Raw genomic sequence first — 24,029 nt, 5'->3', positions numbered from 1 at the left:
CAAGCCACCATTTGCGTGAAACTTTGGCGCCGTTGTGGCGTATGAAAGCGCAAAGCCAAGCAAAGGAAAGGGGTTTACCATGCCGGGCGACAACGCAAACAAGGCGCTGATCGATAGCCTGAACGGGCTGCTCGCGGATTATTTCGCGCTCTATATCAAGACCAAGAACTATCACTGGCACGTGGCCGGCCCGCAGTTCCGCGATCTGCACCTGCTGTTTGACGAGCAGGCCACCGAGCTTTTCGCACTGACCGACATCGTGGCCGAGCGCGTGCGCAAGAACGGCGGCGCCACGCTCACCTCGATCGGCGCGATCGGCGCCAAGGCCAGCGTAAAGGATGATGACCGCGCCAAGGTTGATGCGATGGACATGGTCAAGGCCCTGCGCGACGACAATGCCGCGCTGGTCGAAACCATCCGCAAGGTGAAGGCCGCGGCAACCGAAGCCGGCGACAACGCCACCGAAGGCGCGGCCGATGACTGGACCGACCAGGCCCAGCAGCGCGTGTGGTTCCTGAGCCAGATCCTGGCCTGAACCAACGCTGCCTGCCATGCCAAGGCCCGCCGCGCATGCCTTGCGCGGCGGGCCTTTTCCTAGGCAGTGGCGGGTGCGCAAGGCGGTTTCCATCCGCGCCCGATTGCCTTATGGGGCGCGGCTTATGCCCGCAGAGAATCCCCCCCGGACGTTTCACGTCAAGAGCTTCGGCTGCCAGATGAACGTCTATGATGGCGAGCGCATGGCCGAGTTGCTTGCCGCCCAAGGCATGACCGCCACCGACGAACGCGATGGTGCCGATCTGGTCGTGCTCAACACCTGCCACATCCGCGAAAAGGCCACGGAAAAGGTCTATTCCGATATTGGCCGCCTGCGCCGTGCCGATGGCACCACGCCACTGATCGCCGTGGCTGGTTGCGTGGCCCAGGCCGAGGGCGAGGAAATCATGGCGCGCGCGCCGTCGGTCAAGGTCGTGGTCGGGCCGCAAGCCTATCACCGCCTGCCCGAAATGGTGGCCGATGCCGCCGCCGGCAAGCGCGGCACCGAGACGGACATGCCGGCCGAAGCCAAGTTTGCCGCGCTGCCCAAGCGCCGCCGGTCGGGCCCCAGCGCGTTCCTGACGGTGCAGGAAGGGTGCGACAAGTTCTGCACCTATTGCGTGGTGCCCTATACGCGTGGCGCGGAAATCTCGCGCCCGTTTGCCGATCTGGTGGAAGAGGCCAAGCTGCTGGTTGCCGGCGGCGCGCGCGAAATCACCCTGCTGGGGCAGAACGTGAATGCCTGGACCGGCCAGGACGCCAAGGGCCGCGCCATCGGACTCGATGGGCTGATCCGGGTGCTGGCGGCAGAGCCAGATCTGGCGCGCATCCGTTATACCACCAGCCATCCCAACGACATGAGCGATGGGCTTATCGCCGCCCATGGCGAGATCGACAAGTTGATGCCGTTCCTGCACCTGCCCGTGCAGGCCGGCAACGACCGCGTGCTCAAGGCGATGAACCGCAGCCACACGGTGGAAAGCTATCTCAAGATCCTCGATCGCGTGCGCGCCGCCCGGCCCGATATCGCGCTGTCGGGCGATTTCATCGTCGGTTTCCCGGGAGAGACCGAGGCCGAATTCCAGGACACGCTCGATCTGGTGGGTACGGTGCGCCATGCCCAGGCGTTCAGCTTCAAGTATTCGCCCCGCCCCGGCACGCCAGCGGCCACGATGGACGATCAGATCGCGCCGGCGGTGATGGACGAGCGGCTCAAGCGGCTGCAGGCTGCGCTGGCACGCGATGCCACGGCGTTCAACCAGGCCAGCGTGGGCCGGCGCTGCCAGGTGCTGGTCGAGCGGCGCGGGCGCCTTGCCGGCCAATGGCTGGGCAAATCGCCCTGGCTGCAATCGGTGCACTTCACCGGCGATGTGGCGATCGGCGATCTGGTGACGGTTGACCTGGTGCAGGCCGGGCCCAATTCGCTCGCTGGCCAACTGGTCGCCTGATCCGGCCCAAGCACCGCGCAGACAGCAAAAGGCCCCCGCCGCGATCCACGCGACGGGGGCCTTTTGGTTTGGGCGCCTGACCTTAGCCGTGGTGATGGCGATAGGCGTGGCGGATCTTGTGATGCATCACCTTGCGATCGTGGCGCATGTCACGGCGATCATGGCGCAGTTCGTGCTTGGCGATGCGCACTGCGCGTTCGTTGCCATGGGCGCGGGCCACGGCCACTTCGCGGCGATCATGGCGCACTTCGGCGCGGTCGCGGCGCACTTCGTGGCGGGCGGCGGCCACGGCCGGGGTGTTGACCGGCTGGGCATTGGCAATGGCCGGCGCCATGACGGGGGCAACCAGGGCGGCAGCAACGAGGGCGAGGACGAACTTGCGCATGGGGGTAACTCCTTGTTCCGGCCGGACCTGAGCGTTTTGCCCGGGGGTCTCGTTCGGCCATGAAACGGTTATGACCCTGCCCGGCTGAATGCCTGCCGAAGCACGTTGCAAGAAACCGCTCAGGTTTGTCGTGCCTCGGCAGCAAAGTGTCGCGCAATTGTTACCTGCGTTGTGCATTTTGCCGCCAGTCTCCCTTGCACAAGGGCAATCACGCCTTACACTTGGATAAAGTGGTTCGATGAAAGGAGCGCGAAAACCCCATCCCATGGCTCGCAAATTCCCCCGTGCCCACGACGAGGCACATCGCGACATGACCTTCGACCGCCCCGGACACCGTGCCGGAATACAGGGCGATGGCGGGGTCAGGACCGGGCCGCGGCCCGACCAACCCCGTCGCGCCCGCGTGGAAGTGGAATTTGAAGAGCAGACGATGCTGGGCGCGCTGTTCGGACAGTTCGACACCAACCTGGTGCAGATCGAAAACCGCCTCGGCGTGTTCATTTCCGCACGCGGCAACAAGGTCTTGATCGAAGGACCCGAAGACGCCGTGGCCCGCGCCCGTGACGTGCTCAAGGGCCTGTACCAGCGCCTCAACACCGGGCACGAGATCGACAGCGGCGCCCTGGAATCGCTTATCGCGATGAGCGCGGAACCCACGCTCGAAGGGATCATCACCGGAACGCCGGGCAATGCCCCGCCGATCATGATCCGCACCCGCCGCAAGACCATCGTGCCGCGTTCGGCCACGCAGATCTCCTACATGCAGGCGCTGGTGCAGAACGATGTGATCTTTGCCCTGGGGCCGGCGGGTACCGGCAAGACCTATCTTGCCGTGGCCCAAGCCGTGGCCCAGCTGATGACCGGTTCGGTTCAGCGGCTGATCCTGTCGCGCCCGGCGGTGGAAGCTGGCGAGCGCCTGGGCTTCCTGCCCGGGGACATGAAGGAAAAGGTCGATCCCTATCTGCGCCCGCTTTACGATGCGCTTTATGACTGCATGCCGCCCGAACAGGTGGAGCGGCGCATCGCCAGCGGCGAAATTGAGATCGCGCCGATCGCTTTCATGCGCGGGCGCACCTTGGCCGATGCCTTTGTCATCCTCGACGAAGCGCAGAACACCACGCCGGCGCAGATGAAGATGTTCCTCACCCGCTTTGGCCAGAACAGCCGCATGGTGGTGTGCGGCGATCCCAAGCAGGTTGACCTTCCCGGCGGCGTGGCTGCCAGTGGCCTGGCAGACGCAGTCGGCCGACTGGAAGGCGTGGACGGCATCGGCGTGGTGCATTTCAGCCGCGCCGACGTGGTGCGCCATCCCATCGTGGGCCGTATCGTTGAAGCCTATGAAGGGAACGAGGCCTGACCTTGCACGGTGCCTCCACCACCCCCGACCCCCTCCTCTGAAAAGGAGGGGGTTTTGTTTCATCCTCCCCATCCTCTTTAGAGGAGGGAGTCGGGGGGTAGTGGAAACCTTGCACTGACCCTGACCTTGCATTTTTTGCACATGGCGGGTGGCGCGGCCCGCGTCGCCATGCCAAAGCGATTCGTCCCCCAATTGCACAGGCCCCCGCATGACCGCGCCGATTCTGGAAATCGACATCGATCCCATCTGGGGAGATACCACCGATTGGGAGGCACTGGCCAACCGCGCCGCCGAGGCAGCCGCGCAGGTTGCCACTGAACTTGCGCATCCCAATCTGCTGGTCAGCCTGGTCCTGGCCGACGATGACGAGGTGCACGCCCTCAACAAGCAGTGGCGGGCCAAGGACAAGCCCACCAATGTGCTGTCTTTCCCGATGCTTGCCCGCGAAGACGTGCTGCGCGCCGCAGCCGACGAGGGCGCGCCGGGCATGCTGGGCGACCTGATCCTGGCGCAGGGCGTCTGTGCCCGCGAAGCCGCGGAAAAGGGCATCTCGGTAGAAAACCACGCCACCCACCTGGTGATCCACGGCCTGCTGCATCTGGCCGGCTATGACCACGAGGAGGGCGAAGCCCAGGCCGAGGAAATGGAAGACCTGGAGCGGAAGGCGCTTGCCTTGCTGGGCCTGGCCGACCCATATGCATGAATATCGACAGTAACAGCTAAGGAGCAAGGTCAGTGCCCGAGGGCAATGGGTCCGGCGGTGAAAATCGCTCGGGCGAAGGCGACAGTAATGGGGCGCTTTGGCGCGTGATAAAGGCCTTTTTCAAGGGGCCTGACCATGACCAGTCTCTACGGGCGCAGATCGAGGAAGCGATCGAAGAGCACGAGCATGAACCCGGCCATGATCTGGGCGCCGATGGCGACCTGGTGCCGGTGGAACGCCAGATGCTCAAGAACCTGCTCCATTTCAGCGAGCGCGATGCCGATGACGTGGCCATCCCGCGTGGCCAGATCATTGCCATCCCCGCCTCCTCCACGTTTGCCGAGGTGGTTGCCGCCTTTGCCGAGCATGGCCACAGCCGCCTGCCGGTCTATGGCGAATCGCTCGATGAAGTGCAGGGCATGATGCACATCAAGGACGTGTTCCCGTTCCTGGCGGACATGGCGCTTAAAGGTGCGCCCGCGCCTGATGACTGGACCGTGCTGCTGCGCCAGGCGCTGTTCGTGCCCCAGGCGCGCGGCGCGATCGATGTTCTGGCCGACATGCGCGGCAGCCGCACCCACCTGGCCGTGGTGGTGGACGAATATTCCGGCACCGACGGGATCATCACGTTCGAGGATCTGGTCGAGGAAATCGTAGGGGACGTGGAAGACGAGCACGATGATGCCCCCGAAGTGCTGCTCAACCGCCTCGATCCCGATACCTGGGATGCCGATGCCCGCGCCGAACTGGAACACGTCGCCCGCATCATCGATCCGCGCCTGGCCGAGGTGGAGGAAGACGTCGACACCCTGGGCGGCCTGGCCGTGGTCCTGGCTGGCGAAGTGCCACCAGTCGGCCGTGTGCTGGAGCACGAGTCCGGCTGGCGCCTGGAAGTGACCGGGGGCGACGAACGCCGCCTCACGCGCCTGCGCTTGCACGCCCCCTCCACCGCCCTTGCCGAAGAAGAAGACGCCTGATGATCCGCCGCCTGCCACCACTGCGCTCGCTGGAAGCTTTCATTCGCGTGGTGCGCGCCGGTTCGGCCAAGACGGCTGCAGCCGAACTGGCACTCAGCCCGTCGGCCCTGTCGCGTCGGCTGGCGGCGCTGGAAGAGTTCGTGGGCAAGCCGCTGTTCGAGCGCAAGCACCAGGCCCTCAAGCTGACCGAAGACGGGCAGACGCTGTATGATGCCGTGGCCCCGCTGATCGACGAGATGGCCGACCGGATCGACCGCATGATCGACACCGGCAAGGTCATGCGCCTGCGCCTGGGCGTGCTGCCGCTGTTTGGCAGCCAGCGCCTGTTCCCGCGCCTGGGCGAGTTGCGCAAGCTGCACCCGCAGTTGCACATTGATATCGACAGCTCGACCGCTGCGGAAACCAAGCTGGGTGACACGATCGACGCGGCGATTATCCTGTCGGAAGGGCCGGACGCCGCGCTGCATGCCGTGCGGCTCGATCACAACCGGGTCTATGCCATCGCCAGCAAGCAGCTGGCCGAAGAGCTGGGCAACCGCCCCGACATGGCCAAGCTCGCCAAGCAGACGTTCCTGGTCCACAACGACCTGCCGGCCAGCTTTGAAGCCTGGAAGCGCACGCTGCATCTGGAGGCACTGGAGCCAGCCGCGATCGACCATTTCGATTCCGGCCAGCTGATTCTGGAAGCCGCCGCGCAGGGTCTGGGCATTGCCATCATGCACGATGACCATTTCAGCCGCAGCCACGATCCCCGGCTGGCGCGCGTCTATGACATCGAAGTGGACAGCCCCTATTCCTATTGGTTCGTCTGCCGCCCCCGCGCCCTGCAATCGCGCCCGGTGCGCCTGTTCCACGACTGGATGCTGAAGGCGGGGCTTTAAGAGGCCCCCCCTCCGTCGGCCTCCGGCCGCCACCTCCCCATCGGTGATGGGGAGGATCCCAGGTCCTCCCCGCTCGGCGGGGAGGGGAACCGCCGCGGAGCGGTGGTGGAGGGGCCCTTGATTACCCCGCCCGCATGGTGCCCGTCTGCACAAAGCGCTGATGCCAGGAAAGCGCCTCGTCGAGCAGCGAGGGCGAATGCTTGCCATAGGAATCGCGCAGGGCGCGGGCATAGTAGTCGCTCAACTGGTCGCGATAGATCGGGTGCACGCAGTTGGCGATGACCTGTTCGGCCCGCTGCTTGGGCGAAAGGCCGCGCAGATCGGCCAGGCCCTGGTCGGTGACGATCACCTGCACGTCCTGATCGATATGGTCGACATGGCTGACCTGGGGCACGATTGTGGAAATCGCCCCGCCCTTGGCCAGCGAGGGCGCCATGAAGATCGAGATATAGGCATTGCGGGCAAAATCGCCCGAGCCGCCGATACCGTTCTGGATGCGTGAGCCCATCAAGTGGGTGGAGTTGACGTTGCCGTAGAGATCGGCCTCGATCATGCCGTTCATCGCCAGGCAGCCCAGACGCCGCACGAGTTCGGGGTGGTTTGAAATCTCCTGCGGGCGTAGCACGATGCGATCGCGATAGCGGTGCATTTCGCCGTTCAGCGCCTCTGCCGCATCGGGGCTGAGCGAAAACGCCGTGGCCGAGGCCATCGCCAGCTTGCCCGCCGCCAGCAGATCGAGCATGCCGTCCTGCAAGACTTCGGTATAGGCCGTCATTGGATCGAACGGGCTGTCCATCAGGCCATTGAGCACGGCATTGGCGATATTGCCCACGCCCGACTGGATCGGCAGCAACGAGGCCGGCAGGCGGCCCATTTTCACTTCGTGGCCAAAGAATTGCAGCAGGTGCCCGGCAATGGCGCGGGCGGCATCGTCGGGCGCCTTGAACGGGGCGTTGCGATCCGGCGTGTCGGTGGCCACCACCGCCACCACCTTGGCCGGATCGATGCGGAACGTGGGCTGGCCGATGCGATCATTGGGATGGACCAGCGGGATCGGGCGGCGATGCGGCGGCAGCGCGGTGCCATAATAGATATCGTGCATGCCGTGCAGCGCTTCATGCTGCCAGGAATTGACTTCCAGGATGATCTTGCCGGCCCGATCGAGCCAGGTCTTGTTGTTGCCCACCGATGAGGACGGCACCACGCTGCCATCGGGCAGGATCGCCGAAACCTCGACCAGCGCCACGTCGAGCGGGCCGAGAAAGCCCTGCCACGCCACGGGGGCCACCTGACTAAGGTGCATGTCGAAATACTGCACCGTGCCGGCATTGATCTGCTCGCGCACCAGGGGATCGGAGTTGTAAGGCAGGCGGAAATCGATGCCCTTGGCCCGCGCCAGCGCGCCGTCGAGTTCAGGCCCGGTCGATGCCCCGGTCCACACCTTGATGGCATAGGGATTGCCGGCTGCATGAGCCGCCTCCATCCGCCGCGCCAGCGCCTGGGGCACCGCCTTGGGATAGCCTGCCCCGGTGAACCCGCTCATACCCACCACGGCGCCGGGGCCAATCAGGCTGGCGGCATCGTCTGCGCTCATCAGCTTGGCGCGATAATCAGGATGGGCAATCCGCGCAGGAGACACGGACGGTGACGAAACGGGGGCGTTCATGGGGGGCTCCTCTCGGGTTCGATCTACCCTGCCCCTAAGCCGATGCGCCTTGTCCTACAGCAAAAAAGGCGGGGACCAGCCCCGCCTTTTCCCTGATATGATACAGGTTTTGTCTCGATAGTGAGACAGTGACCCGATCAGCCAGCCGTGATCAGCCAGTCGCAATCAGGCAGCCTGCACGGTCGCCTTGCGGATCACGCCAGGGTTTGCCGGCGGCTCGCCCTTGGGCAGCGCGTCGATCAGTTCCATGCCGCTCTCCACTTCGCCCCACACAGTGTACTGGCGATCGAGGAAACGCGCATCATCGAAGCAGATGAAGAACTGGCTGTTGGCCGAGTGCGGATAGCTGGTGCGGGCCATCGAGCACACACCGCGCACGTGCGGCTGATCGTTGAATTCGGCCTTGAGGTCGGGCTTGCTGGAGCCGCCCATGCCGGTGCCCTGCGGGCAGCCGCCCTGCGCCATGAAACCGGGGATCACGCGGTGGAACTTCACCCCGTCATAGAAGCCTTCCGAGGCCAGTTCCTTGATGCGTTCCACGTGGCCGGGGGCCAGGTCGGGACGCAGCTTGATCACCACATCGCCCGAATCCAGCGACAGGACCAGTTTTTCTTCAGACATCGACCACTCTTCCTTGGCAAAGAATGCCGCCGATATAGGCAATCTTCGGACAAAGTCACGCTGCAGTGCACCATTGCATTTGCCGGATGATCGCCTATCCCCGCCTTGATGGAACAAGGCGCGCCCCACGAACACGACCCGCGGATGGACGACGGCGTGGACACTGACACCTTGACGGTGGCAGCGCCCGAACCTGCGCGCAATTCGCAGGAACTGGACGAGGAAGACAACACGCTGCGCCCCTCGTTCCTGCGCCGGGTGACCGAGGCGCTGGACGCGGAAAACCAGGAAGCGGTCTATAACCTGGTCGAGCCGCTCCACCCGGCCGACATCGCCGACCTGTTCGAGCTGATCGGCCAGGAATACCGTGCGCCGCTGGCCCGCGCGATCAACGACCTGCTCGGCTCAGACGTGCTCGCCGAGTTGAACGACTGGGTGCGCGATGACCTGGTCGATCAGCTCGAACCCGAAGAGGTTGCCGACCTCGCCGAGCAGATGGAGACGGACGACGCCGTCGCCCTGATCGAAGACCTCGACGAGGAAGACCAGGCCGCCGTCCTGGCAGAAATGGAGCCGGAAGACCGCGCCGCGATCGAAAGCGCGCTGTCCTACCCCGAAGAATCCGCCGGCCGCCTGATGAGCCGCGACGTGATCGCGGTGCCCGAACACCTGACCGTGGGCGACCTGATCGATTACCTGCGCCGCGACGACGATGACCTTGCCACCGAATTCTGGGAAGTGTTCATCGTCGACGTAAAGCATCGCCCGGTTGGCACCTGCATGCTTTCCTGGCTGCTGCGCGCACCGCGCAGCGTGCCCCTGGCCGATGTGATGAAGCGCGACCAGACGCTGATTCCCGTCACCATGGACCAGGAAGAGGTCGCGCTCCGCTTTCAGAAGTATGCGCTGATTTCTGCCGCCGTGGTGGATGACAGTGGCCGGCTGGTCGGCCAGATCACGGTGGACGACGTGGTCCACATTATCCAGGAAGAGGCGAGCGAGGACATCCTGCGCCTGTCGGGCGCGGGCGATGGCGACATCAACGAGCCGATCGGCCTGACCGTGCGCACGCGCCTGTCGTGGCTGGTGGTGAACCTGGGCACGGCGATCATTGCCGCCTCGGTGGTCGGCCTGTTCCAGGGCGCCATCGCGCGCTTTGCCCTGCTCGCCGTGCTGATGCCGATCGTTTCGGGCATGGGCGGCAATGCCGGCACCCAGACGCTGGCAGTGGTGGTGCGCGCGATTGCCACCAACCAGCTGACGAGTTCCAACACCGTGCGCATGATCCTGCGCGAATTGCGCATCGCGCTGGCCAACGGGCTCTCGCTGGGCGTGCTGATCGGGGTGGGCACCACGCTGATCTTTGGCAACCCGCACCTGGGCGCGGTGATCGGCGCGGCCATGGTGATCAACAACCTGGTGGCGGGCCTGGCTGGAATCCTCGTTCCGGTCAGCCTCGATCGCCTGCGGGTGGATCCGGCTGTCTCTTCGGCCGTATTCGTGACGATGGCCACCGATGTCATGGGGTTCTTCTCGTTCCTGGGGCTGGCTGTCGTCACCGGGCTTGCCGCCTGATTCGGATTGAAAGAACACCTGCAATGCCGCTCAACATGACCAAAGTGGCCTATGGCGCGCAGTCGCTGGCGGAAGTCCACGAATGGTTTTCCACCGGCCGGCGCCACGGTGCCGATGGCGTCGCCCGCCTGACCACGCGCAACTGCCCGCGCCGCCATGCCGAAATGATCGGCGGCTCGCTGTACTGGATTCTCAAGCACCAGCTGGTCGCGCGCAGCGAAATCTTGGGTTTTGAAGAGGCCGAGGGCGGACGCACCAATATCCTGGTCTCCACCCGCCTGATCGACGTGGTGCCGATGCCGCGCCGCGCCCACCAGGGCTGGCGCTATCTGGAAGCAGCCGATGCCCCGGCCGATCTTGGCCATGGGGAAGCCGGTGACGTGCTGCCCGCCGCGATCGCCGGCGAACTGGCCAAGCTCGGCCTGGTCTGACGCCCGCGGGCTGCCGGCCCGCCGATGCAGAAAAGGGAGCGACATGCGCTCCCCTTCCCTTTCCGCAATGGCCTGCGCGGCTCAGCTGACGTGGAACGCCAGCGCGCCGTCGCCTTCATCGATCGTCACCGTGCTGCCGTCGGGCACTTGGCCTGCCAGCAGCCGCTCCGCCAGCGGGTCTTGCAGATAGCGCTGCACGGCCCGCTTCAATGGCCGCGCGCCATAGACCGGATCATAGCCCACCCGGCCCAGCCAGCGCTTGGCCGCCTCGGTGAGGTCCAGCGTGATCTTGCGATCCTTGAGCAGCTTGGCCACGCGTGCCACCTGGATGTCCACGATCGGGGCCATGTGTTCCTGGCCCAGGCGGTGGAACAGGATGATTTCATCCAGCCGGTTGAGGAATTCCGGCCGGAAGTGCGCGCGCACCACATCCATCACCTGCGGCTCCACGCTGGCGGCATCTTCGCCCTCGCCCAGGTTGGCCAGGTACTGGCTGCCCAGGTTGGAGGTCAGGATGATCAGCGTGTTGGTGAAATCCACCACGCGGCCCTGGCCGTCGGTCAGGCGCCCATCATCGAGCACCTGCAACAGCACGTTGAACACGTCCTGATGAGCCTTTTCCACCTCGTCGAACAGGACGACCTGATAGGGCCGGCGCCGCACCGCCTCGGTCAGCACGCCGCCTTCGTCATAGCCGACATAGCCCGGAGGCGCGCCGATCAGACGGCTGACGGCATGCTTTTCCATGAACTCCGACATGTCGATGCGCACCATCGCACTGTCATCATCAAACAGGAAACCCGCCAGCGCCTTGGTCAACTCGGTCTTGCCCACGCCCGTGGGGCCCAGGAACAGGAAGCTGCCGAGCGGACGGTTGGGGTCTTGCAACCCGGCCCGCGCGCGGCGCACCGCCTTGGACACGGCCACCACCGCGTCGCGTTGGCCGATCACACGCTTGCCCAGCACGTCTTCCATGGCGAGCAGCTTTTCCCGCTCGCCCTCCATCATCCGGTCGACCGGCACGCCGGTCCACCGGCTGACGACACCAGCGATATCCTCGGCCGTCACTTCCTCGCGCAGCAGGGCGTTCTTGCTGGCGCCTTGCGCCTCGGCCAACTGGCGCTCCAGCTCGGGAATGCGGCCATAGGCCAGCTCCCCAGCCTTCGCCAGATCGCCCACGCGCTGCGCCTGCTCCAGTTCCACGCGCGCGCTGTCGAGATGCTCCTTGATCTTGCCTTCGGCATGGATCTTGTCGCGCTCGTTCTGCCAGCGCGTGGTCAGTTCGGCCGATTGCTGTTCCAGGTTGGCCAGGTCTTCGCGCAGGGTATCGAGCCGGTCGCGGCTGGCCTGGTCGGTTTCCTTGGCCAGGGCCATTTCCTCGATCTTGAGCTGGATGATGCGACGATCCAGGTTCTCGATCTCCTCGGGCTTGCTTTCCACCTCCATGCGGATGCGGCTGGCGGCCTCGTCCATCAGGTCGATCGCCTTGTCGGGCAGGAAGCGGTCGGCGATATAGCGGTTGGACAGCGTCGCGGCCGCCACGATCGCGGCGTCGGCGATGCGCACGCCATGGTGCACCTCGTACTTTTCCTTGATCCCGCGCAGGATCGAGATGGTGTCCTCCACCGTCGGCTCGCCCACGAACACGGGCTGGAACCGGCGTTGCAGGGCCGGGTCCTTTTCCACGTACTTCTGGTATTCATCCAGCGTGGTGGCGCCGATGCAGTGCAACTCGCCCCGCGCCAGCGCCGGCTTCAAGAGGTTGGACGCGTCCATCGCGCCTTCGGTCTTGCCCGCGCCGATCAGGGTGTGCATCTCGTCGATGAACAGGATGATTTCGCCCTCGGCGCCCTTCACCTCGTCAAGCACGGCCTTCAACCGCTCCTCGAACTCGCCGCGATACTTGGCGCCGGCAATCAGGCTGCCCATGTCGAGCGCCATCAGGCGGCGATGCTTGAGGCTGTCGGGCACGTCGCCATTGGCGATCCGCAGCGCCAGGCCTTCGGCAATCGCCGTCTTGCCCACGCCGGGTTCGCCGATCAGCGCCGGGTTGTTCTTGGTGCGACGCGCCAGGATCTGCACGGTACGACGGATTTCCTCGTCGCGGCCGATCACCGGATCGAGCTTGCCCTCGCGCGCGGCGGCCGTCAGGTCGCGGGCATATTTCTTCATCGCGTCATAGGCGTTTTCCGCGCCGGCGCTGTCGGCCGAACGCCCACCGCGCAGCGCCGTGATCGCGGCTTCCAGCGCCTGGGGCGACAGGCCCGCCGCCTTCAGGGCCTGACCAGCCGCCGTGGTGCCGGCCAGCGTCAGCGCCAGCAGCATGCGTTCCACCGTGACAAAGCTGTCCCCGCTCTTGGCAGCAACCTGCTCGGCCTGGTCGAGCAGGCGCACGGTATCGTTGTCGAGCCCGGGCGAATTCTGCGCGCCCGAACCAGACACCGCCGGCAACTTGCCCAGCGCCTTGTCCACTTCGGCCTGGGCCACGGCCGGGTTGCCGCCGGCCCGCTGGATCAGCCCGCTGGCCATGCCTTCAGGGTCTTCCAGCAACACCTTGAGCACGTGCTCGGGGGTGATGCGCTGATGGCTCAGGCGGATCGCCAGGGTCTGGGCCGCCTGGAGGAAACCCTTGGCGCGATCGGTGAATTTTTCGAGGTTCATAACGGTCTCTCGCTCTCCTGACCGCCACAAGGTAGTGTGACTTTTGGGCAACACAAGGACGTGGATCAAATTTTGCGCCACCGGTTGCAATCAAAACCAATGTCGCGTGGCAAGTCCTCACGATGGTTCAGCTTTGACTCCGCCGAACATGCCCTTACACATCGCCACAGAGACTTTTCGAGACAGGACAAGCCCCCCTCCATGCAGCGCTTCCTCAACGCCTCTCTCCTGGCCCTGGCCATCGCCTCGGCCGCGCCTTCGCCCGTGCTTGCCGCCACGGCATCGGCCCCGGCAGTGCCCGCCCCGGCGCCGCTGGCCAACCTGGTTTCAGCAGTGAACATCCCGTACGAGCAGTTCACCCTGCCCAACGGCCTGCGCGTGCTGGTCCATACCGATCGCAAGGCGCCGGTCGTGGCCGTGTCGGTGTGGTATGGCGTGGGTTCCAAGAACGAGCCCAAGGGCAAGACCGGCTTTGCCCACCTGTTCGAACACCTGATGTTCAACGGCAGCGAGCACAACAAGGGCGATTTCTTCACCCCGCTGCAGAACGCCGGCGCCACCGATTACAACGGCACGACCTGGTTTGATCGCACCAACTATTTCGAAACCGTGCCCACGGCCGCGCTCGATCGCTTCCTCATGCTGGAATCCGATCGCATGGGCTATCTGCTGGGTGCGGTGACGCAGGAAACGCTCGATAACCAGCGCAGCGTGGTCCAGAACGAAAAGCGCCAGGGCGACAACCAGCCCTATGGCCTGGTGGAATACGAGCAGCTCGAAAACCTCTATCCCGTCGGCCACCCCTATCACCACAGCACGATCGGTTCGATGGCCGATCTCGACAGCGCCAGCCTGGCCGATGTGAAAGCGTGGTTCACCGATCACTATGGCCCCAACAACGCCGTGCTGGTCCTGGCCGGTGACGTCGATCTCGCCACGGCCAAGGCCAAGGTCGCCAAGTGGTTCGGCGCCATTCCCGCCGGGCCCAAGGTGCAACCGGTATCGGCCCCGGTGCCGACCCTGCCCGCGCCGGTCGCCAAGACGATCAAGGATGAAGTGGCCACCACCCGCATCTACCGCATGTGGGCGATCCCGGGCTACGACAACCCCGATTACCTGCCGTTGCAGATCGGCGCGGTGATCCTGGGCGGGCTTGCTTCCTCGCGGCTCGACGACAACCTGGTGCGTGGCCAGCAACTGGCGGTTGCGGCCGGCGCCAATGCCGAAATCTATGCCCAGGCCGGGCAGTTCGTGGTTCAGGCCGATGTGAAGCCGGGCCAGAATGCCGCCGCCGTCGGCGCCGCGCTTGACGCGCAGATCAAGCGCCTGGTGACCGAAGGCCCGACGGCCGACGAACTCGCCCGCGCCGCCACCGTCACCGCCAGCGACCAGATCCGCAAGCTGGAATCGGTCGGCGGCTTTGGCGGCAAGGCACCGACGCTGGCCGAAGGTCTGCTCTACAACGGCGATGCCAACCACTATCGCAAGGAACTGGCGGCCATGGCCGCGCTCACGCCGGCGCAGGTGCGTGACGCGCTGCAAAAGTGGCTGACGCGCCCGGTCTTTGCCCTGACGGTCGAGCCGGGCACCCGCACCGAGGGCGGCGAATCCCACGGCGGCTGGGCCAACAACGATACCAAGGTCGGTGGGGGCCACGGTAGCGCTGCCCATCCCGCCTATTGGCACCAGCCCGGCCAAGACCCGGCGCCGCAGCCGGCCGTGCCGGCCGCTGCCGCCGGCCCCGATCGCAGCGAACTGCCGCCTATCGGCAACCTGGCCGCGCTGCAGTTCCCGCAGATCGAGCGGGCAACGCTGTCCAACGGGGTGAAGGTGGTCTTTGCCCGCCGCGCCGCCGTGCCTGTCGTTTCGGTGCAGGTGGCGTTCGACGCCGGCTTTGCCGCCGATCCGCGCCAGGCGCTGGGCACGCAGGCCATGCTGCTCAAGATGATGGACCAGGGCACCAAGACCCTGGATGCCGCCGCCTTTGCCCGTGCCCGCGAAAACCTGGGCGCCAACATCAGCAACGCCGCCCTGCCCGACAGCACGGCGTTCCAGCTCGATGCCGTGGCGCCCAACCTCGCTGGCTCACTGGCGCTGCTAGCCGACTATATCCGCAATCCCGCGCTCAAGAGCGATGACCTGGAACGCGTGCGCGCCCAGCAACTCGCCGCGATCGATGCCGAACTGCGCGATCCCTCGGCCATGGCCTCGCGCGTGCTCTATCCCGCGCTCTACGGGCCGCAGCACCCCTATGGCACGCCGCCCACCGGCACCGGCGATCCGGCCGTGGTCAAGCGCCTGACTCCAGCAGACCTCGCTGCGTTCCACCAGGCCTGGCTGCGCCCGTCCAAGGCGACGATCTTCGTGGTCGGCGATACCACGCTGGCCGCGGTCAAGCCGCTGCTGGAACGCAGCTTTGGCAGCTGGGCCGAACCAGCGGGCGCTGCCCCGGCCAAGAACCTGTCGGCAACGATTCCCGCAGCCAGCCCGCGCATCCTGCTGGTCGATCGCCCGGCCTCGCCGCAGTCGATGATCATGGCCGGCGAGGTTCTCGCCGCCACCGGCCGCGACGATCTCGTGCCGCTGCGCACCGCCAACGAAGTGCTGGGCGGCAGCTTCCTCTCGCGCCTCAACATGGACGTGCGCGAAAGCAAGGGCTGGAGCTATGGCGTGGGCAGCGCGGTGAGCGACCGCCAGGACCGCGTGATCTATCGCCTCGTCGCGCCGGTCCAGACCGACCAGACCGGCCCCGCGATCGCCGCGATGCAGGGCGACATGGCTGCGTTCCTCAAGGACAAGGGCGTTGCCCCCGATGAACTGGGCTGGGCCACGCAGGGCGCCGCGCGCGAACTGCCGGGCGCGTTCGAAACCTCGTCAGCGGTGCTCGATGGCCTGGTCAAGATCGTCCAGTTCCAGCGCCCTGACGATTACTACACGCGCCTCGCCGTGCGCTATCCCACTCTGACCGCCGCCGAACTCGACAAGGCCGCCCGCACCGCGCTCGATCCGAGCAAGCTGACCTGGGTGGTGGTGGGCGACGCCACCAAGATCAAACCGCAGCTCGACAAGCTCGGCCTGCCGGTTGAGGTGACCAGCGTACAGGGGAAGTAAAACCCGATTTTGCCATTTTGGCAGCACTGGCTCGGCAAGGTTCCAGATGAAGCCTTGCCGAGCTATGCCGGTTTAGCCTAGACGCAGACTTCGTAACAAATTGTTGCGCAAACTACGCTGGGTGTCCCGGGGAAGGCATGACAGAAAAGATCGGGTGGGGGCGACTGCGCAAGGCGCCGATTGGTTTGCTTGCTGCGCTGGCCGTTAGTGTGCCGTGGACAGCAACTGCGCAGGATGCCACGGCAAGCCTGGCCACATCCACATCACCTTGCACGCTTCACATTTGGCCTGGCAGCCCATTGCGGTCTACTTTTTACGGCTGGCTCCACGGCGGAATCGTTGATGGGGCTGTTAACGGGCGGCAGGGCTATCCAAAGCTGCCGCGAGCACCGCTGGACACGGCCACCCAACAGGCCGTGCTGGCGAGCCTCGACCTTCCGACTATACTCGGCCTGACGGGGTATCAAGTCACAGTCCATGCTGACACGCTCGACAGTCGCACCCTGCGCAATACGCCGGGTCGCTACACGGCCGAAGGCGGACCGTGCCATGCCGAACTGGCCGTGGATGACGTGTTCTTTCAGGAAGACAGCTTTTCCGGCCGCTATCTCAAGGTGATCTACCGCTTCAAGCGGTTCGACGGCAGCGAAACGCCCACCCGCAGCTTTGGCACGATTGCCACGGAAAAGCTCACACTGTTTCCTCCCGCAAAGCCAGAAGACGATCCGCAGGCTGCGCTAGGCGAATTGCGCCACGCGTTTGCAGAAAGCGTGGAAACGTTTGGCAGGCAGCTAGCAGCGCCGCCGCGTAAGAAAAATTAACCCAAGCACAGCCCAAACGGGGCCATTCCAGATGGGGATTATGGAAATGCTCAAGACCTTCCTTGCAACTAGCGTGGCTTTGCTGGCCACGGTTGGCACCGTCCAGGCGCAAGACACGACGGCGCCCGCATCTCAAGCAGCGCCTGCCGAAGCCGCAAAGTCACTTAGTCCGGAGGTCGTCGTGCATGCACCGTCGGCCGCTGCGCCCGATGGCTGCGAACTCCATATCTGGCCGGCCGAACGAATGGCGTCGATGACGACCGGACTCTTGGGCGGCGGCTTGCTTGATGCTGCCATCCACGGCAATCGCGATGCCACCAATCGCACGCTGATGGCCAGCGCGCTGGACAGTCCCAGCCAGCTCGATGCTCTTGAGACGCTCCACCCGCGCGGCATGCTCAAGCTTACTCCGGGCACCACGATCGTGACGCATGCCACGCCGCTGGTGCGCAAGACCATGAATTCCGTTAAAACGCGCCGCTCGGATTCTCAGGCCAAGTGCTATTCAGAACTCGTCGTGGCGGACGTATTCTACCAGAAAGCCGCAATTTACGGCCGCTCGCTGCGCACACTGTTCATGGTGCGGGAATTTGGCGACGATCAGAAAATCGACTTCGAATACAAAGCGTGGGGCGGCAACGGCCTCAAGCTTTTCCCGCCAAAGGAAGGCGATGACGCCGTGGCTGCGCTCGATGAACTGGTCGCCGTGTTCAAGAAGAATTTCGAGGAATATGCCGGCAACGAAGCCAAAGCGACGCGCACGCCCGTAAAGAGCTGACAGGCAGTCGACTTCCCAGAGAAAAGCCCCCTGTCCTTCGCCGGACAGGGGGCTTTCTTATGTCCTGAAAGTCTGGCCCTAGCGGTGCGAAGACCGCAGGGCGCGTCCCTCACCCCAGCTTGGCTTTCAGCACCTGATTGACCAGCTGCGGATTGCCCTTGCCGGCCATGGCTTTCATCGTCTGGCCCACGAAGAAGCCGAACAGGGCTTCCTTGCCGCCACGGTACTGTTCCACCTTGTCGGCATTGGCGGCCAGCACGGCATCCACTGCCGCTTCGATCGCGCCGGTGTCGGTCGTCTGCTTGAGGCCTTCGCGTTCCACGATCGCGGCCGCGCCGTCGCCGGTTTCCAGCATCTTTTCCAGGACCTGCTTGGCGATCGAGCCGGAGATCGTGCCATCGCCGATCAGCGCCAGAAGTTCTGCTGCGCTTGTCGGCGAAACCGGGCTGTCTTCCAGGCCCTTGCCCAGCTTGTTGAGCGCGCCGAACAGTTCGCTGGTCAGCCAGTTGGCAGCCTGCTTGGCCACGGCGGCTTCATCCTTGCCCTGCTTGGCAGCGCTCGCCGTAATCAGGGTTTCGAACCAGGCAGCCGTATCCACGTCTGCCGTCAGCACCGCGGCGTTGTAGGCCGACAGGCCCAGCGCATCAGTATAACGCGTGCGCTTGGCATCGGGCAGTTCGGGCAGAGACGCGCGGCATTCATCCAGGAATGCCTGGTCCAGCACCAGCGGCAGCAGATCGGGATCGGGGAAATAGCGATAGTCGTGCGCGTCTTCCTTGCTGCGCATCGACCGCGTGGTGCCCGTGCCCGGATCGAACAGGCGGGTTTCCTGCACGATCTTGCTACCGGCTTCCAGCACGTCCACCTGGCGGCTCGCCTCGTGCTCGATCGCGGCCATGACGAAGCGCACCGAGTTGACGTTCTTGGTTTCGGTGCGGGTGCCCAGCGGCTCGCCTGCGCGGCGCACCGAGACGTTGACGTCGGCCCGCATCGAGCCCTGATCCATGTTGCCGTCGCACGAGCCGACATAGCGCAGGATCTGGCGCAGCTTGGTCAGGTATGCCCCGGCCTCGGCCGGCGACGTCATATCAGGCCGGCTGACGATTTCCATCAGCGCCACGCCCGAGCGGTTGAGATCGACGTAGGACATCGTCGGGTGCTGATCATGCATCAGCTTGCCCGCGTCCTGCTCCACATGGATGCGCTCGATACCGATGACCTTGGTGCCGGCCTCGGGGTTCTTGTCATCCAGCGCGATCTCGATCGACCCTTCGCCCACCAGCGGGTGGTAGAGCTGGCTGATCTGATAGCCCTGCGGCAGATCGGCATAGAAGTAGTTCTTGCGATCGAACCGCGACCAGGTGTTGATCTGCGCGTCGATCGCCATGCCGGTGCGCACCGCCTGACGGATGCACTCGCGGTTGGGCACGGGCAGCATGCCCGGCATCGCCGCGTCGATCAGGCTGACCTGGGTGTTGGGTTCGGCGCCGAATGCGGTGGCAGAGCCCGAAAAGAGCTTGGCCTGCGTGGTGATCTGGGCGTGCACTTCCAGCCCGATGACCACTTCCCATTCGCCCGTGGCGCCCTGGATACGATAGCTGCTCATCTTACCACCACTTACCCGGCTTTGCCGAAAACTGTGCGCGCTGTTCAAGCGCAAGGCTGGCGTTCAGCACGCCCTGTTCATCGAGTGGCCGGCCGATGACGTGCAGACCCAGCGGCAGCCCATCGCGCGACAGGCCGGCCGGAACCGACATGGCCGGAAGACCGGCGAGGCTCGCCGGCACCGAGAACACGTCGTTGAGATACATCTCCACCGGGTCGGTGCTCTTCTGCCCCAGCGGGAACGCGGCCGATGGCGCGGTGGGCGTCAGGATCACGTCCACCGTCTCGAACGCCTTGGCGAAATCCTGCGCGATCAGCGCGCGAACCTTCTGCGCCTGGGTGTAATAGGCGTCATAGAACCCGGCCGAAAGCACATAGGTGCCGATCAGGATGCGGCGCTTCACCTCGTCGCCGAAACCGGCAGCGCGGGTGGCAGCGTACATGTCCTGCAGGTTGGCGCCATCAGGCAGATCGCGCAGGCCGTAGCGCACGCCATCATAGCGGGCGAGGTTCGACGAAGCCTCGGCCGGGGCAATGATGTAATAGGTGGGCAGGGCGTACTTGGTATGCGGCAGCGAGATATCGACGATTTCCGCGCCGGCATCCTTGAGCCAGGCGATGCCATCTTCCCAGCTCTTGGCGACATCGGCGTCGAGGCCATCGACGCGGTATTCACGCGGAATGCCCACCTTCTTGCCGCGCATGTCGGCATTGAGGCCCGCTTCCCATGCCGGCACCGCCAGATCGAGGCTGGTCGAATCCTTGGGATCGAACCCGGCCATGGCTTCGAGCATGATCGCGCAGTCGCGCACGTCGCGCGCCATCGGCCCGGCCTGGTCGAGCGAGGAGGCAAACGCCACCACGCCCCAGCGCGAGCAGCGGCCATAGGTGGGCTTGATCCCGGAAATGCCGGTGAAGGCGGCGGGCTGGCGGATCGAGCCGCCGGTGTCAGTGCCCGTGGCCGCCGGCGCGATGCGCGCGGCAACCGCGGCCGACGAGCCGCCCGAAGAACCACCCGGTGCCAGCGGGGTGGTATCGTCCCCCTTGCGCCAGGGCGAAATCACATTGCCAAAACCGCTGGTCTCGTTGGACGAGCCCATGGCGAACTGATCGAGGTTGAGCTTGCCCAGCATGCCGGCACCAGCATCCCACAGCTTCTGCGAGACGGTGCTTTCATACGGCGGGACAAAGCCCTCCAGGATCTTGCTGGCGGCCGTGGTCTGCACGCCCTTGGTGGCAAACAGATCCTTCATGCCGATCGGCACGCCGGCCATCTTGCCCAGCGGCTGCCCGGCGGCGCGGGCTGCGTCCACCTTGGCCGCTGCGGCAAGCGCGGCATCCGGGGTGGTGACGATAAAGGCATTGAGCGCGCCCTGCGCCGCTTCGACCGCGGCGTTGAACGCACTGGCCACTTCCGTGGCGGTGAAAGCGCCACTCGCCACCCCATCACGGAGCGCGGCAACGCCAAGTTCGGTAAGGTCAGTCATCCGTTCGGACCGATTGTTGCGCATGAACCGATCGGGGTTCGTGCGTGGGAAACTGGAAGGCGGTGCTGCGCCGGCCCTTCGACAAGCTCAGGGCGAACGGGGGATTGATCCAAAACCCACATCCGTTCGTGCTGAGCCTGTCGAAGCACGGCCCGCGCAAGGCCGGCCAAAGCTTACTCGATCACCTTGGGCACGCCGAAGAAGCCATGTTCGGCCACCGGGGCATTGGCCAGCACGGCATCGCGGATGTCGCCGCCGGTCAGCGGATCGGCGTTCACCACGTCATCGCGCAGGCGCAGCGTATTGGGGATCACGGCGGTCATCGGGGTCACCCCGGTCACGTCGACTTCGCCCAATTGCTCCACCCAGGCGAGGATGCCGTTCAATTCGGGCACCATCGCTTCAAGCTGGGCCTCACTCACCTTGATGCGCGCAAGACTGGCGATCTTCGCCACGTCGGCGGTATTCACGGACATGCCGTCCCTTTCGTGCAGGGTTTGCCAAAAACAAGAACACCGCGCGCTACCATCGCGCGCGGTGTCCTTCAAGCCGCTGGGGCAAGCCACGGGGCCGACAGCCCCCTGGCATAAAGCCGGATCAGTTGGCGGGCACCACCGGGGCTGCCGCCGGATCACCCGCTGCGCCACCAGCCGCACCGGCCGCGCCGCGCGCCTGCATCTGCTGCTGCAGCGCCTGCATCGCGGCCTGCTGGCGCTGCAGTTCGGCCATGGAGCGGAACTCGATCAGCTCGACCTCGAACACCAGGTCGCTGTTGGCGGGAATGGCGACACTGCCATCGCGGCCCGGCATGGCCTGGCTGCCATAGGCAAGCGCGGCCGGGATCTCGAGGCGGTACTTGCCGCCCACCTTCATCTGTTGCAGGCCCTGGGCAAAGCCGGGGATCACGCCTTGCAGCGGCATCGCGGCGTTTTCGCCACGATCGAATTCCTTGCCGGTGCTGGCGATGCGGCCAACATAGTTGATCAGCGCCACGTCAGACGTGGTGGGAGACTTGCCCGTGCCTTCCTTGAGCGCGATCACGCGCACTTCACTGAAGTGCACCGGGCGCGCCGCCCAGGCCAGGCCGATGCCCACCAGCACGGCAACGATCACGCCGAGCCAAACCTTGGCGAGCGAGCCCTTGGCAACGGGCTGCAACGGAACGCGGGTGATTTCCGACATTGGTTTCCCTCTGGGGTTTCCCTCTGGATTTTCCCTGATCAGGCAGCGCCCAAAGGAACGGCCGCCCGGCCGGTGCCTGCCCGTCGATTCGAGCCAGGATGCTCGACCCAACGAAAAGGGCGCCGTGATTCACGGCGCCCTCTTGGCCCAGCACAGGGCCTATCGCAAGTGCTCAATGTGACGGATAGTCCCGCCACGATTGAAGCTTACTTCGCGCCGTCGCGCTCCTGGCGCTTGCGCTCAAGCTTGCGGGCGCGACGCACAGCGGCGGCCTTTTCGCGAGCGCGCTTTTCCGACGGCTTTTCAAAGTGACGACGCAGCTTCATTTCGCGATAGACACCTTCGCGCTGAAGCTTCTTCTTCAGGGCACGAAGAGCTTGATCAACATTGTTGTCGCGAACGAGAATCTGCATAAACCGACATACCTCAACAGCTTCGGGCGAGAGCCCGCGGCCGCGCGGGGGTCACCAGATACCAGGAACACAAAGCGTGCCGAATCCGATCAGGACCGGCTCGAACCGGGCGCCCAATAGTGATTCTGCCGGCGAAAGGCAAGCAATGTCGTGCAATTTGCGGGCAAAGGCCTTATGGGCGCGACCATGACCTCTTCAAAAGCCTCTAACGGCAAAGCTTCGAATGGCAAAGGTGCCGGCAATGCAGATGCCGTGCGCCAGTTCACAGTTCGCCCTGATGACAACGATGTGCGGCTGGACCGCTGGTTCAAACGCAACCTCCCCGAGGTGAGCTTTGCCATGGTGTCGCGCTGGGCGCGCACCGGCCAGATTCGCGTGGATGGCAAGCGCGCCGATGTCGACACCCGCCTGATCGCCGGGCAGTCCCTGCGCGTGCCCCCGGCGGGTGGCCCGCTGCCGCTGGCCGGCGGCGGCAAGGGCGGCCGCGTGCGCAAGCCGCTGACCGAAGAACAGATCCACCTGGCCGAAGACATCGTGCTGGAACAGGATCGCGCCGCGATCGTGATCAACAAGCCGCCGGGCCTGGCCACCCAAGGCGGCAGCGGCACCTATGAGCATGTCGATGGCCTGCTCGATGCCTATGCCGGCGATGGCGATCCGCGCCCGCGCCTGGTCCACCGGCTCGACAAGGATACCTCGGGCGTGCTGCTGGTGGCGCGCACGCCGGGCAGCGCGGCGTTCTTTTCCAGGCGCTTTTCCGGCCGCACCGCGCGCAAGATCTATTGGGCGCTGGTCATGGGCGTGCCCGATATCCACGATGGCATGATCGAACTGCCGCTGGCCAAGCAGCCGGGCACCGGCGGCGAGAAGATGATGGTCGATGAAACCGAGCACGGCATGCCGGCCCGCACGCGCTATCGCGTGATCGATCGCGCCGGCAACCGCGCTGCCTGGGTGGAATTGCAGCCGTTCACCGGGCGCACCCACCAACTGCGCGTGCACATGGCCGCGATCGGCCACCCGATCGTGGGCGATGGCAAGTACGGCGGCCAGGGCGCGTTCCTGTCGGGCAGCATCAGCCGCAAGCTGCACCTGCATGCCCGCCGCCTGCGCATCGAGCATCCCGAAGGGGATCTGCTGGACGTGACCGCGCCGCTGCCCGAGCACTTTTCCAAGAGCCTGGAACAGCTGGGCTTTACCGAAACCGAAGGCGATCTGCCACTCGAAGCGCCGGTGCTGGTCGAACCCAAGACCATGGAAAAGCGCGCGGCCAAGGCCCACGCCAAGCAATACCGCAAGGAGCGCCGCGGCGAACGCCGCAAGCGCATCGATGGCCCGGCAACCACCGGCGCGCGCAAGCCCACTGGCCAGCGCGCCCGCGTGGCCGGAGCCG

General features: G+C 65.2%; 21 protein-coding genes. 12 read left to right on the top strand and 9 right to left on the bottom strand.

The window, feature by feature from the left end:
- Positions 1-79: 79 nt before the first annotated feature.
- Both H926_RS0103120 and miaB read left to right on the top strand, forming a co-directional pair.
- A complete protein-coding gene (locus H926_RS0103120) occupies positions 80-535 on the top strand; it encodes a Dps family protein (protein WP_022675008.1) in 456 nt (151 codons plus the stop codon).
- Positions 536-659: 124 nt separating this feature from the next.
- Complete coding sequence (miaB, locus tag H926_RS0103115; protein WP_022675007.1) at positions 660-1,982, top strand: tRNA (N6-isopentenyl adenosine(37)-C2)-methylthiotransferase MiaB; 1,323 nt, start codon at positions 660-662, stop codon at positions 1,980-1,982.
- Positions 1,983-2,064: 82 nt separating this feature from the next.
- Here miaB and H926_RS0103110 read toward each other — a convergent pair whose 3' ends face one another.
- Positions 2,065-2,367 carry a hypothetical protein gene (locus H926_RS0103110; protein ID WP_022675006.1) on the bottom strand — a complete coding sequence of 101 codons (303 nt, stop codon included), beginning with the start codon at positions 2,365-2,367 and terminating at the stop codon, positions 2,065-2,067.
- Between the two features lie 265 nt (positions 2,368-2,632).
- On the opposite strand from H926_RS0103110, the gene H926_RS0103105 reads away from it, so the two are divergent.
- From H926_RS0103105 to H926_RS0103090, 4 genes are all read left to right on the top strand, one after another.
- The gene (locus H926_RS0103105) at positions 2,633-3,724 is read left to right on the top strand and encodes a PhoH family protein (protein WP_082208975.1); all 1,092 of its coding nucleotides are present in this window, start codon (positions 2,633-2,635) and stop codon (positions 3,722-3,724) included.
- Between the two features lie 208 nt (positions 3,725-3,932).
- The gene (gene ybeY / locus H926_RS0103100; protein WP_022675004.1) at positions 3,933-4,427 is read left to right on the top strand and encodes an rRNA maturation RNase YbeY; all 495 of its coding nucleotides are present in this window, start codon (positions 3,933-3,935) and stop codon (positions 4,425-4,427) included.
- A 32-nt stretch (positions 4,428-4,459) separates the two neighbouring features.
- Positions 4,460-5,404: a hemolysin family protein gene (locus tag H926_RS0103095; protein WP_022675003.1), complete on the top strand. Its 945-nt coding sequence runs from the start codon at positions 4,460-4,462 to the stop codon at positions 5,402-5,404.
- Positions 5,404-6,285: a LysR substrate-binding domain-containing protein gene (locus H926_RS0103090; protein ID WP_022675002.1), complete on the top strand. Its 882-nt coding sequence runs from the start codon at positions 5,404-5,406 to the stop codon at positions 6,283-6,285. Before H926_RS0103095 ends, H926_RS0103090 begins: the two co-directional genes overlap by 1 nt.
- A 121-nt stretch (positions 6,286-6,406) precedes the next feature.
- Here the strand turns inward: H926_RS0103090 and H926_RS0103085 are convergent, their stop codons facing one another.
- Entirely contained in the window at positions 6,407-7,951 is a 1,545-nt protein-coding gene (locus tag H926_RS0103085; RefSeq protein ID WP_043607628.1) for an acetyl-CoA hydrolase/transferase family protein, read from the bottom strand.
- Between the two features lie 165 nt (positions 7,952-8,116).
- Positions 8,117-8,572, bottom strand: coding sequence for a peptidylprolyl isomerase (locus tag H926_RS0103080; protein ID WP_022675000.1), 456 nt, complete (start codon positions 8,570-8,572; stop codon positions 8,117-8,119).
- A gap of 144 nt (positions 8,573-8,716) precedes the next feature.
- Here H926_RS0103080 and mgtE point away from each other — a divergent pair, with 144 nt between their 5' ends.
- Positions 8,717-10,147 (top strand): magnesium transporter, encoded by a 1,431-nt coding sequence (gene mgtE / locus H926_RS0103075; protein WP_028657501.1) that lies wholly within the window; start codon positions 8,717-8,719, stop codon positions 10,145-10,147.
- Between the two features lie 23 nt (positions 10,148-10,170).
- Positions 10,171-10,578, top strand: coding sequence for a DUF1489 domain-containing protein (locus tag H926_RS0103070; RefSeq protein WP_022674998.1), 408 nt, complete (start codon positions 10,171-10,173; stop codon positions 10,576-10,578).
- 81 nt (positions 10,579-10,659) lie between these two features.
- On the opposite strand, the gene clpB is transcribed toward H926_RS0103070, so the two are convergent.
- Positions 10,660-13,239, bottom strand: coding sequence for an ATP-dependent chaperone ClpB (gene clpB, locus H926_RS0103065; RefSeq protein WP_022674997.1), 2,580 nt, complete (start codon positions 13,237-13,239; stop codon positions 10,660-10,662).
- Between the two features lie 201 nt (positions 13,240-13,440).
- Between clpB and H926_RS0103060 the strand changes: the two genes are divergently transcribed.
- The 3 genes from H926_RS0103060 (at position 13,441) to H926_RS0103050 (ending at position 17,949) form a co-directional block, all read left to right on the top strand.
- Positions 13,441-16,350, top strand: a complete 2,910-nt coding sequence (locus H926_RS0103060; RefSeq protein WP_022674996.1) for a pitrilysin family protein — start codon at positions 13,441-13,443, stop codon at positions 16,348-16,350.
- Between the two features lie 137 nt (positions 16,351-16,487).
- The gene (locus H926_RS0103055; RefSeq protein ID WP_148291615.1) at positions 16,488-17,171 is read left to right on the top strand and encodes a hypothetical protein; all 684 of its coding nucleotides are present in this window, start codon (positions 16,488-16,490) and stop codon (positions 17,169-17,171) included.
- A gap of 46 nt (positions 17,172-17,217) precedes the next feature.
- A complete protein-coding gene (locus tag H926_RS0103050) occupies positions 17,218-17,949 on the top strand; it encodes a hypothetical protein (protein ID WP_148291614.1) in 732 nt (243 codons plus the stop codon).
- Positions 17,950-18,058: 109 nt separating this feature from the next.
- Here the strand turns inward: H926_RS0103050 and gatB are convergent, their stop codons facing one another.
- The 5 genes from gatB to rpsU form a co-directional block, all read right to left on the bottom strand.
- Positions 18,059-19,555: an Asp-tRNA(Asn)/Glu-tRNA(Gln) amidotransferase subunit GatB gene (gene gatB, locus H926_RS0103045; RefSeq protein WP_022674993.1), complete on the bottom strand. Its 1,497-nt coding sequence runs from the start codon at positions 19,553-19,555 to the stop codon at positions 18,059-18,061.
- Position 19,556: 1 nt separating this feature from the next.
- Complete coding sequence (gatA, locus tag H926_RS0103040; protein WP_028657500.1) at positions 19,557-21,041, bottom strand: Asp-tRNA(Asn)/Glu-tRNA(Gln) amidotransferase subunit GatA; 1,485 nt, start codon at positions 21,039-21,041, stop codon at positions 19,557-19,559.
- Between the two features lie 173 nt (positions 21,042-21,214).
- On the bottom strand, positions 21,215-21,517 hold the full coding sequence (gene gatC / locus H926_RS0103035; protein WP_022674991.1) for an Asp-tRNA(Asn)/Glu-tRNA(Gln) amidotransferase subunit GatC: 303 nt from the start codon (positions 21,515-21,517) through the stop codon (positions 21,215-21,217).
- A gap of 121 nt (positions 21,518-21,638) precedes the next feature.
- Complete coding sequence (locus H926_RS0103030; protein WP_022674990.1) at positions 21,639-22,223, bottom strand: FKBP-type peptidyl-prolyl cis-trans isomerase; 585 nt, start codon at positions 22,221-22,223, stop codon at positions 21,639-21,641.
- 206 nt (positions 22,224-22,429) lie between these two features.
- On the bottom strand, positions 22,430-22,636 hold the full coding sequence (gene rpsU, locus H926_RS0103025) for a 30S ribosomal protein S21 (RefSeq protein ID WP_011446475.1): 207 nt from the start codon (positions 22,634-22,636) through the stop codon (positions 22,430-22,432).
- 186 nt (positions 22,637-22,822) lie between these two features.
- Between rpsU and H926_RS0103020 the strand changes: the two genes are divergently transcribed.
- Positions 22,823-24,029: RluA family pseudouridine synthase (locus H926_RS0103020; RefSeq protein ID WP_051146235.1), on the top strand; the 1,207-nt coding region annotated here is incomplete at its 3' end.

It is taken from the genome of Novosphingobium sp. B-7 (assembly GCF_000410615.1).
Classification (GTDB): Bacteria; Pseudomonadota; Alphaproteobacteria; order Sphingomonadales; family Sphingomonadaceae; genus Novosphingobium; species Novosphingobium capsulatum.
This window is presented reverse-complemented; position numbering and strand designations above follow the sequence as displayed.

Coding starts and splice junctions, on each gene's coding strand:
- H926_RS0103120 (WP_022675008.1), top strand. CDS start 80: ATGCCGGGCGACAACGCAAACAAGGCGCTGATCGATAGCCTGAACGGG.
- H926_RS0103080 (WP_022675000.1), bottom strand. CDS start 8,572: ATGTCTGAAGAAAAACTGGTCCTGTCGCTGGATTCGGGCGATGTGGTG.
- H926_RS0103085 (WP_043607628.1), bottom strand. CDS start 7,951: ATGAACGCCCCCGTTTCGTCACCGTCCGTGTCTCCTGCGCGGATTGCC.
- H926_RS0103055 (WP_148291615.1), top strand. CDS start 16,488: ATGACAGAAAAGATCGGGTGGGGGCGACTGCGCAAGGCGCCGATTGGT.
- H926_RS0103060 (WP_022674996.1), top strand. CDS start 13,441: ATGCAGCGCTTCCTCAACGCCTCTCTCCTGGCCCTGGCCATCGCCTCG.
- clpB (WP_022674997.1), bottom strand. CDS start 13,239: ATGAACCTCGAAAAATTCACCGATCGCGCCAAGGGTTTCCTCCAGGCG.
- gatB (WP_022674993.1), bottom strand. CDS start 19,555: ATGAGCAGCTATCGTATCCAGGGCGCCACGGGCGAATGGGAAGTGGTC.
- miaB (WP_022675007.1), top strand. CDS start 660: ATGCCCGCAGAGAATCCCCCCCGGACGTTTCACGTCAAGAGCTTCGGC.
- H926_RS0103070 (WP_022674998.1), top strand. CDS start 10,171: ATGCCGCTCAACATGACCAAAGTGGCCTATGGCGCGCAGTCGCTGGCG.
- H926_RS0103090 (WP_022675002.1), top strand. CDS start 5,404: ATGATCCGCCGCCTGCCACCACTGCGCTCGCTGGAAGCTTTCATTCGC.
- ybeY (WP_022675004.1), top strand. CDS start 3,933: ATGACCGCGCCGATTCTGGAAATCGACATCGATCCCATCTGGGGAGAT.
- H926_RS0103105 (WP_082208975.1), top strand. CDS start 2,633: ATGGCTCGCAAATTCCCCCGTGCCCACGACGAGGCACATCGCGACATG.
- mgtE (WP_028657501.1), top strand. CDS start 8,717: ATGGACGACGGCGTGGACACTGACACCTTGACGGTGGCAGCGCCCGAA.
- H926_RS0103110 (WP_022675006.1), bottom strand. CDS start 2,367: ATGCGCAAGTTCGTCCTCGCCCTCGTTGCTGCCGCCCTGGTTGCCCCC.
- H926_RS0103050 (WP_148291614.1), top strand. CDS start 17,218: ATGCTCAAGACCTTCCTTGCAACTAGCGTGGCTTTGCTGGCCACGGTT.
- gatA (WP_028657500.1), bottom strand. CDS start 21,041: ATGACTGACCTTACCGAACTTGGCGTTGCCGCGCTCCGTGATGGGGTG.
- H926_RS0103030 (WP_022674990.1), bottom strand. CDS start 22,223: ATGTCGGAAATCACCCGCGTTCCGTTGCAGCCCGTTGCCAAGGGCTCG.
- gatC (WP_022674991.1), bottom strand. CDS start 21,517: ATGTCCGTGAATACCGCCGACGTGGCGAAGATCGCCAGTCTTGCGCGC.
- rpsU (WP_011446475.1), bottom strand. CDS start 22,636: ATGCAGATTCTCGTTCGCGACAACAATGTTGATCAAGCTCTTCGTGCC.